This window comes from Tessaracoccus massiliensis (assembly GCF_000826065.2).
Taxonomy (GTDB): Bacteria; Actinomycetota; Actinomycetes; order Propionibacteriales; family Propionibacteriaceae; genus Arachnia; species Arachnia massiliensis_A.
This window is the reverse complement of record NZ_LN623543.1, coordinates 465,817-478,541: the sequence shown is the minus strand read 5'-3', so window position 1 is coordinate 478,541 and position 12,725 is coordinate 465,817. Positions and strand designations below refer to the sequence as shown.

18 protein-coding genes are annotated in these 12,725 nt (G+C 65.1%); 15 read left to right on the top strand and 3 right to left on the bottom strand.

Going from position 1 to position 12,725, the window contains the following annotated elements; genetic code table 11:
- The first annotated feature begins 72 nt into the window (after positions 1 to 72).
- From BN1186_RS12745 to BN1186_RS12695, 11 genes are all read left to right on the top strand, one after another.
- Complete coding sequence (locus BN1186_RS12745) at positions 73 to 1,275, top strand: tyrosine-type recombinase/integrase (protein WP_040284392.1); 1,203 nt, start codon at positions 73 to 75, stop codon at positions 1,273 to 1,275.
- A 13-nt stretch (positions 1,276 to 1,288) separates the two neighbouring features.
- Positions 1,289 to 1,726, top strand: coding sequence for a hypothetical protein (locus tag BN1186_RS12740; RefSeq protein ID WP_040284391.1), 438 nt, complete (start codon positions 1,289 to 1,291; stop codon positions 1,724 to 1,726).
- A gap of 100 nt (positions 1,727 to 1,826) precedes the next feature.
- Positions 1,827 to 2,135 (top strand): helix-turn-helix domain-containing protein, encoded by a 309-nt coding sequence (locus BN1186_RS16295; RefSeq protein ID WP_040284390.1) that lies wholly within the window; start codon positions 1,827 to 1,829, stop codon positions 2,133 to 2,135.
- A complete protein-coding gene (locus tag BN1186_RS12730; RefSeq protein WP_139651103.1) occupies positions 2,132 to 2,416 on the top strand; it encodes a hypothetical protein in 285 nt (94 codons plus the stop codon). Before BN1186_RS16295 ends, BN1186_RS12730 begins: the two co-directional genes overlap by 4 nt.
- A gap of 50 nt (positions 2,417 to 2,466) precedes the next feature.
- Complete coding sequence (locus tag BN1186_RS12725) at positions 2,467 to 3,291, top strand: hypothetical protein (RefSeq protein ID WP_052460148.1); 825 nt, start codon at positions 2,467 to 2,469, stop codon at positions 3,289 to 3,291.
- On the top strand, positions 3,285 to 5,429 hold the full coding sequence (locus BN1186_RS15835) for a hypothetical protein (RefSeq protein WP_052460147.1): 2,145 nt from the start codon (positions 3,285 to 3,287) through the stop codon (positions 5,427 to 5,429). Before BN1186_RS12725 ends, BN1186_RS15835 begins: the two co-directional genes overlap by 7 nt.
- Positions 5,429 to 5,707 carry a WhiB family transcriptional regulator gene (locus BN1186_RS12715; protein WP_040284387.1) on the top strand — a complete coding sequence of 93 codons (279 nt, stop codon included), beginning with the start codon at positions 5,429 to 5,431 and terminating at the stop codon, positions 5,705 to 5,707. Before BN1186_RS15835 ends, BN1186_RS12715 begins: the two co-directional genes overlap by 1 nt.
- A 243-nt stretch (positions 5,708 to 5,950) precedes the next feature.
- Positions 5,951 to 6,238, top strand: a complete 288-nt coding sequence (locus BN1186_RS12710; RefSeq protein ID WP_040284386.1) for a hypothetical protein — start codon at positions 5,951 to 5,953, stop codon at positions 6,236 to 6,238.
- Position 6,239: 1 nt separating this feature from the next.
- Complete coding sequence (locus BN1186_RS12705) at positions 6,240 to 6,611, top strand: capsid cement protein (protein ID WP_040284385.1); 372 nt, start codon at positions 6,240 to 6,242, stop codon at positions 6,609 to 6,611.
- Positions 6,608 to 6,817, top strand: coding sequence for a hypothetical protein (locus BN1186_RS12700; RefSeq protein WP_139651101.1), 210 nt, complete (start codon positions 6,608 to 6,610; stop codon positions 6,815 to 6,817). Before BN1186_RS12705 ends, BN1186_RS12700 begins: the two co-directional genes overlap by 4 nt.
- Entirely contained in the window at positions 6,817 to 7,650 is an 834-nt protein-coding gene (locus BN1186_RS12695; RefSeq protein WP_040284384.1) for a hypothetical protein, read from the top strand. Before BN1186_RS12700 ends, BN1186_RS12695 begins: the two co-directional genes overlap by 1 nt.
- Positions 7,651 to 8,200: 550 nt before the next feature.
- Here the strand turns inward: BN1186_RS12695 and BN1186_RS12690 are convergent.
- From BN1186_RS12690 to BN1186_RS12680, 3 genes are all read right to left on the bottom strand, one after another.
- On the bottom strand, positions 8,201 to 8,491 hold the full coding sequence (locus BN1186_RS12690) for a hypothetical protein (protein WP_040284383.1): 291 nt from the start codon (positions 8,489 to 8,491) through the stop codon (positions 8,201 to 8,203).
- Between the two features lie 241 nt (positions 8,492 to 8,732).
- Positions 8,733 to 9,038, bottom strand: coding sequence for a hypothetical protein (locus tag BN1186_RS12685; protein ID WP_040284382.1), 306 nt, complete (start codon positions 9,036 to 9,038; stop codon positions 8,733 to 8,735).
- Positions 9,035 to 9,271: a helix-turn-helix domain-containing protein gene (locus BN1186_RS12680; RefSeq protein ID WP_040284381.1), complete on the bottom strand. Its 237-nt coding sequence runs from the start codon at positions 9,269 to 9,271 to the stop codon at positions 9,035 to 9,037. The genes BN1186_RS12685 and BN1186_RS12680 overlap by 4 nt, the downstream gene beginning before the upstream one ends.
- 451 nt (positions 9,272 to 9,722) lie before the next feature.
- Between BN1186_RS12680 and BN1186_RS12675 the strand changes: the two genes are divergently transcribed.
- The 4 genes from BN1186_RS12675 (at position 9,723) to BN1186_RS12660 (ending at position 12,685) form a co-directional block, all read left to right on the top strand.
- Positions 9,723 to 10,283: a YqgE/AlgH family protein gene (locus tag BN1186_RS12675; RefSeq protein ID WP_040284380.1), complete on the top strand. Its 561-nt coding sequence runs from the start codon at positions 9,723 to 9,725 to the stop codon at positions 10,281 to 10,283.
- 76 nt (positions 10,284 to 10,359) lie between these two features.
- Positions 10,360 to 11,076 (top strand): hypothetical protein, encoded by a 717-nt coding sequence (locus tag BN1186_RS12670; RefSeq protein ID WP_040284379.1) that lies wholly within the window; start codon positions 10,360 to 10,362, stop codon positions 11,074 to 11,076.
- Positions 11,073 to 11,906 carry a hypothetical protein gene (locus BN1186_RS15610; RefSeq protein ID WP_040284378.1) on the top strand — a complete coding sequence of 278 codons (834 nt, stop codon included), beginning with the start codon at positions 11,073 to 11,075 and terminating at the stop codon, positions 11,904 to 11,906. The genes BN1186_RS12670 and BN1186_RS15610 overlap by 4 nt, the downstream gene beginning before the upstream one ends.
- Positions 11,903 to 12,685 (top strand): hypothetical protein, encoded by a 783-nt coding sequence (locus BN1186_RS12660; protein WP_040284377.1) that lies wholly within the window; start codon positions 11,903 to 11,905, stop codon positions 12,683 to 12,685. Before BN1186_RS15610 ends, BN1186_RS12660 begins: the two co-directional genes overlap by 4 nt.
- Positions 12,686 to 12,725: the final 40 nt, after the last annotated feature.

Here is a 12,725-nt window from a genome sequence, read left to right as displayed (position 1 = left end):
ATCATAAGATAGCATGAGTTCGGCACCTAGGTACCGTTTGCAGATCCGGCGATTCGGAGGAATTGAACCCACATGGCAGAGAAGCTTCCCCGCGGTGTCTCCATCGTGCACCGCACGCGCCGCGGCCGGCAGGTCAAGCTCTACCAGGTCCGCGTGACATGGAAGGGCAAGCGTGAACTCGTCGGGCGCTTCGACACGCTGCGGGATGCCAAGACCGCCCAGCTGCTGGCCCAAGCTGACATTCTGCGCGGCGTGTTCATCCCGCCGTCCGCGATCCGTGCCGCCCAGCGTGAGGCGGTCGCCGCTCAACGCGAGGCCAGACTCAACGCCTACAAGGTACGCCAGCTCAACGACGACTGGCTCGACCACCTGCGCCGGATCGGTCGCAAGGAATCTACGATCTACACCTACCGCAAACGGATTGAGGGCCACATTCTGCCCGAAATGGGCGAGCTGCCCGTCGCAGCGATCACCCCGCAGTACGTGCAGGAATGGTTCGACGCGCTCGACGCGAAGCACGGCAACGGAGTCAGCCGCGGCGCGTACATGATGCTCTCAGGAATGTTCAGCTACGCCACCGGGGAGTTCGCCGGTCAGTCACCTGACTTCGAGCCCATCGTCGAACGCTCTCCCTGCAGGGTGGCCGGTGCCACGGTGCACAAGCCGGTCAGGGATACCGAGGAAGCGGATGCCGTGATCTCCAACAGGCAGATTGCCGCACTAGCTGAGGCAATGCCGGAGGGCGAACAGCTCGCGGTGCGGCTAGGTGGGTACATGGCCCTCAGAATCGGTGAGGTGCTGGGGCTGCAGCGTCGTGACGTTCAGGGTAAGTGGCTCGACATCGCCCGCCAATTGCAGAGCCGTGGGCAGGGGCTGCGCTACGACATCCCCAAGACCAAGGCTGGCGTGAGGCCACTGCCGATCCCCACGAAACTGCAGGAGCGCGTCGCCCTGCACCTTGAGCGCCACGTCGGAGACAGCCCGGAATCGCCACTGTTCCCGCGTGCCGAGCGCGGCGACCAGGCGCTGCACCCCAACGTGCTGCGCCGCCACTTCAACGCCGCCCTGATCGAGGCCAACAAGGCTCTACCGAAGAAGGATCAGATCCCGAGCAGCTTTGTCTTCCACGGTCTGAGGCACACCTGCCTCACGCGACTAGGGGAGAGCGGCGCAACCCTCGAAGAGCTTAAGAAGTTCGCCGGCCACAGCGACACCGCGACGGTGCAGCGCTATCAACACGCAACCAGGCAGCGTCTCGCTGCGCTGGTGGGATGACGAGGGAGGGTTCATGACGACGCAGGGGCTGAGCATCACAGTCGCGTGTGAGGATTCGTCGCACTACAACAAGGCCGCCGGGATGGGGAAGAGGGCCAAGATCCAGACATTCTGGCTGGGGCAGGATGGATACTGGATCGGTTACGGGGCCCTGCGCCGAGGGGATGCACGCAGCAACCGGGCGAGCGTCGCCGCCATGCTCGCGGGTCAGTACGCAGGCGTGGCAGGTACAGGCCCCACCGCGCGACAGGATCGCGTAGTTGAACGGCGTACCCGGTGGGATCTGAGATGCCCGCTGTGCGGCCTGGCGCTACAGATCCGGGACGAGAAGCTGCAGCCTTTGCTTGACGGAGTGGCTGAGGCGAAGGTCGAACATGTCACCTTCGATAGTGGTGGCGGCGTGTCAGGTCGCTTGTTTCTGGATCTGCGGACTATCACTGCTATTATCTAGCTAGCTCGCAACAGCATTAGTTGCCGGAGCGGTCGCCGTTCAACGATCCGCATCTAGGCCGGGGCATCACCTGGCAGGTTCAACCTGTCCAGGAGTCACCATGACCCGCAAAGCGAGTTCACCGCAAGCTTCACTCACCGCGCCCGAGCCGGTTCTCACCGTCGCGCAGGTGGCTGAGCACCTTCAACTCACTGAACTTACTGTCCGGCGCATGATCAGCGCCGGCGACCTCCGCGCGTACCGCTACGGAGCGCGTGCCATCCGAATCGACCCCGCTGACCTCAGGCGGATGCGCCGCCCCGTCACCTCGATGGCCGGACACCGTGAGGCTGTGGAGGCTGCCCGCGAGGAAGAGGCCAACAGCCGCCTGGCGGAGACCGTTGAGCGCCGCATGGGCGGTGTTGCGTGAGCCAGCTGCAAAGAGAAATCCGCCCAGCTGGCGAACTGAGCGGATTCAGCGGAGATCAAAGCACCGATTCCCTGCAGTTCAGTCTACCAATGAACGCCGCCGATCCGCTGCTCGACGGGGTGTTGGTCGTCGTGGTCGAGCTGCCGGATGAGAAGCGCCGCCGTCGCATCTTCCTGAGTTTGCATACTGCGCAGCGTCATGCTGACCGGGCGCGGGCTGCTGGCCGTGAGGCAACGGTGTGGTTGGCTCAGCTGGCTCCGGTTACGGAGGTGGCGTTGTGACGGATCTGGTTTATGGGGCACGCCCCGTAAAACGCCGCCGGCGTAGTCAGGTGGAGATCTCGGAGCTGGACGATCTGTTGATCGAGATCGTGGCTGAGGAGAACCCCGTGACGGTGCGCAGGGTGTTCTACAGTGCCACGACCAAGACGGATCTGGTGCCCAAGTCGGAGGCCGGCTACAGCGTGGTGCAGCGGCGATTGTTGGCGCTGCGCCGTGCGGAGCGGATGCCGTACTACTGGATTGCGGACAACACCCGCTACGTCGTCAAGCCCTTGTCCTACGACAGCGCTGATGAAGCGTTGAAGCTGACCGCTGCCCTGTATCGCAAAGCGTTGTGGCTGGATCAGCCCAGCGTGGTGCAGATCTTCACGGAGAAGGATGCGTTGGTCTCCGTGGTGCAGCCGGTCACCGACGAGTGGCAGGTGCCGCTGGGTATCATGCGTGGCTGCGCGTCGGAGAGCTTCATCTACGAGGAGGCGCAGTCGGTTCAGCGTGAGCGGCGCAAGACGTACTTCTACCAGCTGGGAGATCATGACCCCACCGGGGTGATGGCGTGGGAGAAGTTCGAGGAAGGCGTGCGCAGGTTCGCGCCGAACGCCAACCTCGCGTTCGACCGTATCGCCGTGACCGAGCAGCAGATCTCTGAGATGGATCTGCCGACTAGGCCCACGAAGAAGAGCGACAGCCGCAGTGCCAGTTTCAAGGGCGATTCCGTGGAAGTGGATGCCATCCCGGCCCCGGTGCTGCGCGATCTGGTACGCGCCGCGATTGAGCAGCATGTCGATCAACATCAACTGCGCGCCACGAAGGTGTTTGAGGAGTCTGAGCGCGATCTGTTGCTGAGCCTCACGCAAGGGAGGCGAGAGGCATGGTGACCGCCTACGAACGCGTGCTTCACGCCTTGGAGCTCGACGGTAAGCGCGTGCAGCGTCGTGGTGAACGTGCGACTGCACAATGCCCTGCGCATGATGACCACAACCCGTCTTTGTCGTTGCGTGCCGGCGACGGCATGGTGCTGCTGCACTGCTTTGCCGGCTGCCACTACTCCGATGTGCTGAGTGCCCTCCATCTCGAGCCGGCTGATGCTTTCGACGAGAAGCGCGATCTCAGTTGGCGCTATGACGACGGCAGGATTGTCCGTAGGACGCCCACGAAGCAGTTCCGGCAGTCCGGTAACACCCGCGGCACTCCAACGCTCTACAGGGCCGCACGGGTGCTGCAGGCTGCCGCTGATGGGGAGATCGTCTACCTGGTCGAGGGCGAGAAGGACGCTGACCAGCTCGCCGCTTTGGCCGGCGTGGTTGCGACCACCGCGCCGATGGGAGCGAGCAACTTCACCAAGGTGGACATCAGCCCGCTGCAGGGTGCAATAGTGGTGGCCGTCGTCGACCGGGACCGCGCCGGAGAGCAATGGGCTGCTGATGTTGCCGACAAGCTCGCCGGAGTCGCTGCGGATCTCGAGTTCAGGCAGGCAAAGGTTGGCAAGGATGCTTCCGACCACCTCGCGGCAGGCTTTGGTGTCGACGCGCTGGTGGCCTACCAACCGCAGCACTCCGATGGGCTCAGCACTACTGAGGGCATCAACCAGGGCGAGGGGGTACGCCAGACGCACCCCCTTCCAGACGCCCGTACTCAGAATCACCCCATCGTCACACTGGCCGAGGCTGAGGCGACGTTCACCCGCTGGTTGGGGGCCGAGTACGACCTCGACGCCCTGCGCGCCGTCCTGGCCGCTGCTGCTGTCGAACAACTCGATGGAGATCCCGTCTGGCTGCTGCTGATCTCTGGATCCGGCAACGCCAAGACCGAGACCGTGGGAGCGCTGAATCTGGTCCCGTTGACCACGATTACCTCGACGATCAGCTCACCGGGCGCTCTGCTGTCGGCCACCTCGAAGCGAGAGCGGTCGAAGGATGCCCACGGCGGGCTGCTGCGCAAGATTGGCGACCGCGGCGTGCTGGTCATCAAGGACGTGACGTCAATCCTGTCGATGGACCGCAACATGCGTGCCGAGGTGCTGGCCGCGCTACGCGAGATCTATGACGGGCGCTGGTCGCGCAACGTGGGCACCGATGGCGGCCGCACGCTCGAATGGGCCGGCCGCCTGGTGACCATCGGCGCGGTAACGACCGCGTGGGATGCCGCCCATGCCGTCATCGCCGCGATGGGTGACCGGTTCGTACTGGTGCGGATGGATAGCCACGAGGGCCGCCGCGCAGCTGGTCGTCGAGCCATCGGCAATACCGGCTCCGAGGTCACCATGCGCCGCGAGCTATCCGAGGCCGTGGCCGGAGTGCTGGCCGGCATCAACACCGAAGCCGTCGACCTCGACGACGCCGAAACCGAGCTGCTGCTGTCTGCTGCGGATCTGGTCACCCTGGCCCGCACCGCCGTGGAGCGCGACTACCAAGGCAACGTCACCGACGCCCACGCGCCGGAGATGCCGACCCGGTTCGCCAAGCAGCTAGCACAGATCGTGCGAGGTGGCCTGGCAATCGGCATGGAGCGCGTAGCAGCCGTGCAGCTGGCGATCCGCTGCGCCCGCGACACCGTGCCACCCCTGCGCCTATCCATCCTCGACGACCTGGCCGCACATCCCGACAGCACCACTGCCGAGGTACGCAAGCGCATCGAGAAACCCCGCAACACCGTCGACCGCGAACTGCAGGCGCTCTACATGCTGCAGGTGCTGGTCTGCGACGAGGAACAGGTGGGGGACCGCACCTATTGGCACTACTCCCTGGCCGAAGGCATCGAACCCAACGCGCTGAGCCTCAAAGACGTTCCAGAATTGTTGGTAAGCACATATAGGCATATTGAAGAAGGGCCCAGCCAGCCCGAACCAGTGTGCATCCCCACCAACAAATCTGGAACATCTTTCGTAGACCCGTTGGTCACCGATGTGCCACCGCCGCCGGTCTGCGCGCATTGCGGACTGGAGATGGATCCGGCTGCAGCGGAAGGCGGGTTCAACACCTGCCCCACCTGCCCGGCCGCGGGGGTGGCGAGCTGATGGCGCGGCCACCCGGACACCTCACCCCAGCCGCTGCACGGGCGCACCAGCGGCTCTCTGCCGCGCTCGCAGACCTGACCGCACCACTGCCCTGCCAGCGGCACGGCGACGCGCTCAGCGACGACCAGGAGCTGCGTGAGCTGGCCGCTCTGGCCTGTCCCGCCTGTCCCATCCTCGACGCCTGCCGCACCGCCGGCGAGCACGAACGGTTCGGGGTCTGGGGCGGCATCGACCGAGACCAGCACACGCCGCCCAGCCGACCAGGGAGGAACGCCTGATGCCCAGCAAGAACCAGACCCAACTGATCGCGCACACGGCACGCTGCAAGCGCCCTGTGCCCATCCTGCGCCTGTCCTGGCGGCAGCAGCCGGAGCTGTTCTGCCCGGCCTGCGGACGTGCCGCTCTTGTTCCCGCTTCCGGCGGCGTCGTGGGAGGAGGTGAAACCGCTGGTCCTCGATCAATCCCGCCCCCTGAATACGTAGTGCAGACCCCACAGACCAATCACTGAACTAGGAGTTCACATGTCCAAACTGATTCCCATGATCGCGGCGAACCGTGATCAGTTGTCCCAGATCCACGCTGACAGGAACCGCTGGAACAAGTTCCTCGACTCGATGGCTGCAAAGATCCGAGCGCAGAAGAGCGGCAAGACCCGTTCCGAGCTTGCGGCTGCCGCCGCGCATCGGATCGAGGCCCGCGACGAGGCGCTCTATCAGCGCATATATGGGGAAGATCCCAACAAGAAGCCAACGCCTGCCGAGGCTGCTCTCGAAGCCGAGTACGCCCGCTACTACCCGAAGGAGGCCTGAGATGGCTGACTACCTTCCGAAGTTCAAGCCCGGTGCGACGGTCACGTTCACTGCCGCTACCGAGATCGAGGGCGGCCAGGCCGTCGAGATCACCGGCGACCGCACGGTTGGCCCTACGTCGGCTAACTCCGCAACCTACATCGGCGTAGCCGGCCACGGTGCGCTTCCCCACGCCAAGGTGACGGTGCACACTCCCGGCCAAGTGCAGCAGCTGCTTGCAGCCGCGCCAATCACTGCAGGCGACTTGCTGTCTGCAGCCGACGAAGGGCAAGTGGCCCCGCGCTCCGAGGGCCCGATTGTCGGGTTGGCTCTGACCTCAGCCGCTGCCGGCCGTCGTGTCGAGGTACTTGATCGAAGGGGCCACCGAGCATGAGCACAAGGACTAACAAGCCGGTGATGGCGCGGATGTACGTGGCCGTCTCCGACGTGGAACTGCGCAGCCCTTCCGGCATGCGCGAGGCCATCAAGGCAAAGGGCATCATCCCGCCGTACGCCACTCACGACAAGATCCAGCACCTACTCAGCGTTGGGCTCATCCGAGCCGTAGACGTGCCGACCTCCAACAAGAAGGACAACTGATGAACCTCGACCATCATGAGATCCGATCAGCCGGATTGCCTGAGCTGGTCACCCGGCTCAAGCGGCACGGCGTCAGCCTGCCAGCCATCGACGCATGGCAGGCCCTGGTGGATGCGCTGCCTACCGGGCGGTTGCCTCAGGCACCAGAGCCGAGCGGCCTGCTCAACAAACCCGTCGAAGAACTGGTGGACATCGCTGCACAGATTGCACGTCAGAGAATCCTCAAGCGCAACGATAGGGATGATGAAGCTAGCGGACTGGCCGCAGTGCGTCGGATTCTCGACAACGATCTCAAACAGGCGCTGAGGGACCAGGCCACCGATGTTGTCGCAGTTCTGCGGCGCCCGTTCGACGAAGCCGCAAACGGTATCCGCCGTGCAAAGGAACTGGGCATCAAGCCCAATGACACGATGGAGTCGCTGTTCACCTCCGAGGAGGCCGTGCGGAATGCGTTCCTCGCGGCCCGTTCGCACGCGAAGATCCTCGACGAGATCATGACCACCAGGCAGATGCTCTCGACCGTGGCGCTCGTTCCTCCCGTGCCGCTGTCTCGCCACGGCGTGCCGATCACCGCGCACAACGAGATCCCCGAGCGAGGCACGGGCGTCGACTGGGGACTAGCCGTCCTTCAACGTGGAGCACCTGTGGCCCTCGACCCGCTCGAGGACAAGAGGCCCCGCGCTCGGTGGCTCAAGGTAGCCGAGCACCTGGCGCTGATCGACCCTGAGCAGTACCCCAGCGACTTCGAGCTGATCGAGAGCGTGGAGCCAGGACTAGCCAGCCGCCTACAACATGAAGTGAACCGGCGCGTAGCGGAAGGCCTGAGCGCCTAGATAGGCTGGGAGTCAGAGGACCGGGCCAGCGGGGGTAAGTGGGTTGCCCGCGGCATGCTCAGTTCGGAACCGCCTTCTGTCAGGAACGGGCAGAGGCTGAGCATGCTCGGCCCGTCCTCTGGCTCCCTCTCAACCGAGGCCGCCGGCGTCACCATGCCGGCGCCTCCACTCCGCAGAAAATACAACAACTATGCGCTTTCTCCTAAAGGCCGCGCCTGCCACTTTGTTTCCCCCCCGAGTACTTCTGGGGAGTTGGGAGGGGGTCGCGCGCGCGAGAAGTGGCCCCGGCCGTCCGCGCCGCCGCCAACCACGCGGCCGAGATGACCGCCCTCGACCGCAGCAACGCCGAGCGCAAAGCATGGGCGCGATCAACTGCCGTCGGTGCGCTGCGCCCGGCCACATGGAAAGACTGTCATCAACGACCGCTCAGGTGGGTAGCGATTACCCACCTGCTCCCCAAGCCCCCACGGCCGCGCTGGCCTTGTCCTTGACTGCGCCCATTGAGAAACGACCCCCGCCCAATCGCCGGGCGGGGGTCGTGTCGTGGTGCTCAGTCGCGGCCCTCGAGCTGCCGTCGCCACCTGGCCTCAGCTATCCGCACGCACTCCCGGCAAGGCTTCGGCGCGAGATTGGTTGCCCGGCCCTGCCTATCGGGCGCGACGAACTGGGGGCTCCCCAGCGGCAACCACGCCCGGCGGCAGATCGAAGGCACCTCGAAGATGCCCATGCTCTTGGCCGCCTCACCCTCTGGGACCCAGTACAGATGATCGACCTTCGAGCGGCGCGGCTTCGGCTTCGAGGTCGTCACCGGCTTGGCGGGCGCATCCGTCTTGGTGCTCATAGTTTCCTCAATTCCACCGCAGTGGCTGGCTGCTGGTCACGACGGCCGCACGCGCCGCAGCGCATGAACTTGTCGCTGGTCAGCAACCGCACGCGATGCGCCTCACACAACAGCGCGGTGTGGCCGCAGCAGAGCGTTGTTCCGAACCATGCCGCCGTGGCCCCGCACCCATCGCTATGGCTACAGCTAGGCGTGAACTCGAGGCGAGCCAGGACCGAGGCCGCCGCCGACGTGTTGGCGCTCATGCGTCCGCCCTCCCTGTCATTGCCTCGAGCTGGTCACGAACCGCTGCCAGCGCTGAGATGGCCCGTTCAATCTCAGCAATGGGGTTGAGGCCGTCGTTCTCATCGACCAGAACGAGATCGAACTGATCGTCGACCCCCAGAACAACAGCCAGGGTTGCTTCTCGCTGCACCTGCTGGCCGAGTACACCCAGCGGCAAAGTCTCACTTGAACGCCCAAGCGCCCACTTCACTGGCTCGCGCCGGTAAGCGACGCTCTGGCCTGAGCCATGCGTGCTGAAGCCCTCGATGAGGATCTGGCTCATGCCGGTGCCCCTTCCTGCCGTAGGAGGATGGCGAGGTGCTGCTCGACGTGCTGCACCCAGTGGTCGCCGGGGTGGCGCAGTCCCAGTTCGAAGTACTCGAGCAGTTGTTCGTCGACGCCGGCGGCATCCGACAGGCGCTCTCTGCTGATGCCAACTTGTTCGCGCTCTGTGCGGACTTTGACGCCGGGATGCACCGGCTTCTTGACGAGGGTTCGATACTTGATGCGTGCCATTCTGAGGCCTTTCTCCTGCGGTACCTGGCGGTACCTGCTGATTCCTTCGCATCTAAGAGCCTTGTCAGAGCCTCACGGTTCAATTCCCGCCACCTCCACCCCTGTGCCCCTGTCAGTTCGCTGACAGGGGCTTTGTTCTTTCGTCCACGACGCGTCCTATCCTGCGCTGCAGAGGCGCTCGACTCAACACTGTTCGCCGGTGGCCCGTTCACCGAGTTCAGTAGACGTACGGCCCAACTGTGCGTTGGCGCCTCTGGCTCAGATGGAGCAGGGCCGCACCTTCGTCCCTGCTCTAATTCACAGCCCCTGTCAGCTCTCTGGCAGGGCTGTTTCATGTCGGTGGCGGCCCTACCGGCCGAGCTAACGTCGTTCTACGACTATTTCATGGCTGAGCAGGTGAGGGAAGAGCCTCGTTGCCGTTCTCCCGGAGGGTGGCCGTTAGGCTGGGGACATGCATACTGGCGCGATCTCGGCGGGACAGCTGCTGGTGGCCACGCAACCGGGCCGCAGCGGTTACTTCGACCGCTCTGTGGTGCTGCTCATCGAACACAACCACGAGGGCACCGTCGGAGTGTGCCTCGGCAACGTCTCTGAGTTCCCGCCATCTGCCGGGTTGGGCCACTTCCAGCCCCACTTGAGTCCTCCGCAGTCGCTGTTTGAGGGGGGCCCGGTCAACTCCGACGTCGTCATCGCGCTCGGAAAGCCCGCCTCGGAGGAATCCCCGCCGCCGGGATGGGAACGGATCACCGGGGACATCGGGCTGGTGGACCTCCAGTTTCCCGAAGAGCTGTTGGAATCCTCCTTCAGCGCTTTGAGAGCATTCATCGGGCTGTCAGCCTGGGCGCCCGGCCAGCTGGAGGGGGAGCTGATCCGCGGCTCGTGGTTCCGCACCGGCGTTCGCGCAGACGACGTCTTCGGTGATCCGGGAGGCCTGTGGCGCCGGGTGTTGCGACGCATGGGCGGTGGCCCCAGCCGTTGGTCAACCTGGACCGAAGAACCGGCATCGAATTAGCCAGTTGGCCAGCGACATATGACCCCTCGCCATGTAAGACTGGACGTGTACGTCTTGCGATGAGGAGGGTCGGCCGGTGACCGACGAGGAATTCGACGACGAGCTGCTGGCTCCACCCAGCGACGTCGCCACTGACCCCGCACCCGTCGTTGACGACCCTGCGGCGGGAGCTGAAGACAAGTGGCTGCCGGCCCACGGGTTCACCGACGCCAGACTGGCAGTGCGCATCTGGGTGGAGGAATCCTCCAGGCAGATCACACGTGTGCACGTCTCGCCGCGCTGGCGGGAAGTCCTGGGCCCGAATCGTGGCCTCGACGCCGCCTTCGGCGAGGCATTCTTCGCTGCCTCGGTCCGCGTCGGGGGAGACGCTTCGCTGCCCACGTTCAGCACCGGGGACATCCAGGACGAAGAGTCCCACCACTCCTTGCCCGACGAGGAGGAGGTGCAGGAGCGAGTGTTGGTGCTACTGGAGAAGCAGGCTGCGCTGGCTGCCCGCCCCCCGCAGGAAGTCAGGTGGGCCCAGTTCGACGGCGAGCAGACGGTCGTGACCAAGGGGCCCGTGACACTGAGCCTCTCCCTGGCAGGTATCGCCGATTCGGTCAGCTTCGACCGCGCCTGGTTGCAGTCCGCTGAGTCAGAAGCCATCGCGACGGGTGTACTCCAGGCCGCCCGGCTCGCCTATGACAAGTACACCCCTCCGGTACTGGTTCCCGGGGAACACGAGGAACTCGCCCAGGAATTCGCCCGGGCCCAACGCGACCTGCTCACGATCATGGAGAAGGGATCCCGATGAATCAGCAGAACCCAGACACCGAGGTGCGCTTCGACGCCAAACCCACCACGGGCGTGCACGCCGCCGGCCTCCAGTCCGCTTCGCAGCAGGGTCCCGGCACGTCGCCACAGCCAGGCACTCAGCCCGGCGTGCCTGCCCCTCCGGCTCCCACCCGCCCTGTGGCACCCGTCGCGCCGCTGCCGGCGCCGTCGCAGCCTGCATACCCGCAGCCCCCTGGCTACCAGCCGCCGGGGTATCAGCCACCCGGGTACCAGCCGCCCGGATACCAACCGCCCACCTATCCGCAGCCAGGCCCCATCGCGGCCGGGGGCGACGATCCGGCAGTTGACGATCCGGCAGACAACTGGGACAACGACGGCGGCTCGAACTCGTCGTCTGACAGCGGCGTGCAGGCACCCCGTCCCGGTGACTCGTCCTACTACCAGCAGCCGCCCACGTACAGCAGCGACCCCAGCACCAGTTCCGGAACCCGCTCCACGAGCACCACGTCGTTCGCCCAGTCGACGCCCTCGTACACCTCGTCGGGAGGTACGGACTACCAGGTGGCAGGGCAGGATCTGCGCAACAGTTCCCAGCGGTGGCAGGACGTCGCGGAGCAGTCAGGTCCGCTCCGTGACACCGTGCTCTCGACCCCCGATGCGGTGACGATGTTCGGGGTGCTCAAGCAGCCCGTCGTGCCCTACGTCGAGGCCGTCCAGAGCACCGCGAAGGTGGCAGAGGAAGGGGGGCTGGAGTCCACGGCGGAGGCGGTCAAGACCGACCTGGCGCGTAAGAACTATCAGGACGCCGAGGACGCGGCGCTGCAGGAGATCGGAAGGGCCAACCAGTGAGTAACGTCACGTATGCGAGCATCACCAAGGAAGTGACCACTCTGCGGACTCTGACGGGCGCGGCCCTGGCCAACGACGTCAAGGAGAACCTTCTCGTTCTGACCCGGCTCGAGAACTTGGCGCAGACCGCGCTGCAGCCCTGGGTGGCGGCCGGTATCGCCGCCGATGCCATCGCCACCTACGGCCGGATGATGGGCCAGTTGGAGAAGTTGGAGGGGCATCACCGCTGGTTGGAGGCCAGCGCCAAATCGCCCGAGTTGCTTCGCGAAGCAACGAGCATCTGGGAAAGCGTCGTCGAGCAGCAATTGGAAGTGGCGGAGTCCGTAGGCGTCAACGTCAAGGCCATCAAGGAGGCCTTCTGGGAGGGGCGTACCCACGACGGGGCCGTTGCTTCCGGACGGGCCAATGAGCACAAGGCGATCAACTTCGGGCACAGCGTGCGCAGCATCGTCGACGGCTGCGATCGCGCCCGCCGGCTCACCGAGAACATGCTTCGGACGGCATTGGCGCTGTGCGCCATGGCCACTGCTGGCAGCGCTGTGGCCAAGATTTCGGCTTCGAGCGGCTCAAGCATGCCCCGCAACTGGCGGATGAAGCACGTGGAGCGCGTTATCGCTGGCGCAGCCACCGCATACGGAAACTTGCAGAATAGCGACTCATGGAGCGGTGAGGCTGAGCAGATCGCGAAGATCTTCAGCGAGCACTCGGAGACCCTGCAGGCGCTCCAGAAGATTGTCGGTGGTGGCGGAGGCGGCCGTACGCTGATGTCTGCCGTGTGACATTTCGGCCCGCTCGCTACCATGGTCCGCAGAGCAAGGA

What these genes read in the sequence shown, in the direction of transcription:
- BN1186_RS12710 (WP_040284386.1), top strand. Translation starts at nt 5,951, where the DNA reads ATGTCCAAACTGATTCCCATGATCGCGGCGAACCGTGATCAGTTGTCC.
- BN1186_RS12680 (WP_040284381.1), bottom strand. Translation starts at nt 9,271, where the DNA reads ATGGCACGCATCAAGTATCGAACCCTCGTCAAGAAGCCGGTGCATCCC.
- BN1186_RS12740 (WP_040284391.1), top strand. Translation starts at nt 1,289, where the DNA reads ATGACGACGCAGGGGCTGAGCATCACAGTCGCGTGTGAGGATTCGTCG.
- BN1186_RS12685 (WP_040284382.1), bottom strand. Translation starts at nt 9,038, where the DNA reads ATGAGCCAGATCCTCATCGAGGGCTTCAGCACGCATGGCTCAGGCCAG.
- BN1186_RS15610 (WP_040284378.1), top strand. Translation starts at nt 11,073, where the DNA reads ATGAATCAGCAGAACCCAGACACCGAGGTGCGCTTCGACGCCAAACCC.
- BN1186_RS12705 (WP_040284385.1), top strand. Translation starts at nt 6,240, where the DNA reads ATGGCTGACTACCTTCCGAAGTTCAAGCCCGGTGCGACGGTCACGTTC.
- BN1186_RS12700 (WP_139651101.1), top strand. Translation starts at nt 6,608, where the DNA reads ATGAGCACAAGGACTAACAAGCCGGTGATGGCGCGGATGTACGTGGCC.
- BN1186_RS12715 (WP_040284387.1), top strand. Translation starts at nt 5,429, where the DNA reads ATGGCGCGGCCACCCGGACACCTCACCCCAGCCGCTGCACGGGCGCAC.
- BN1186_RS16295 (WP_040284390.1), top strand. Translation starts at nt 1,827, where the DNA reads ATGACCCGCAAAGCGAGTTCACCGCAAGCTTCACTCACCGCGCCCGAG.
- BN1186_RS15835 (WP_052460147.1), top strand. Translation starts at nt 3,285, where the DNA reads ATGGTGACCGCCTACGAACGCGTGCTTCACGCCTTGGAGCTCGACGGT.
- BN1186_RS12745 (WP_040284392.1), top strand. Translation starts at nt 73, where the DNA reads ATGGCAGAGAAGCTTCCCCGCGGTGTCTCCATCGTGCACCGCACGCGC.
- BN1186_RS12675 (WP_040284380.1), top strand. Translation starts at nt 9,723, where the DNA reads ATGCATACTGGCGCGATCTCGGCGGGACAGCTGCTGGTGGCCACGCAA.
- BN1186_RS12695 (WP_040284384.1), top strand. Translation starts at nt 6,817, where the DNA reads ATGAACCTCGACCATCATGAGATCCGATCAGCCGGATTGCCTGAGCTG.
- BN1186_RS12690 (WP_040284383.1), bottom strand. Translation starts at nt 8,491, where the DNA reads ATGAGCACCAAGACGGATGCGCCCGCCAAGCCGGTGACGACCTCGAAG.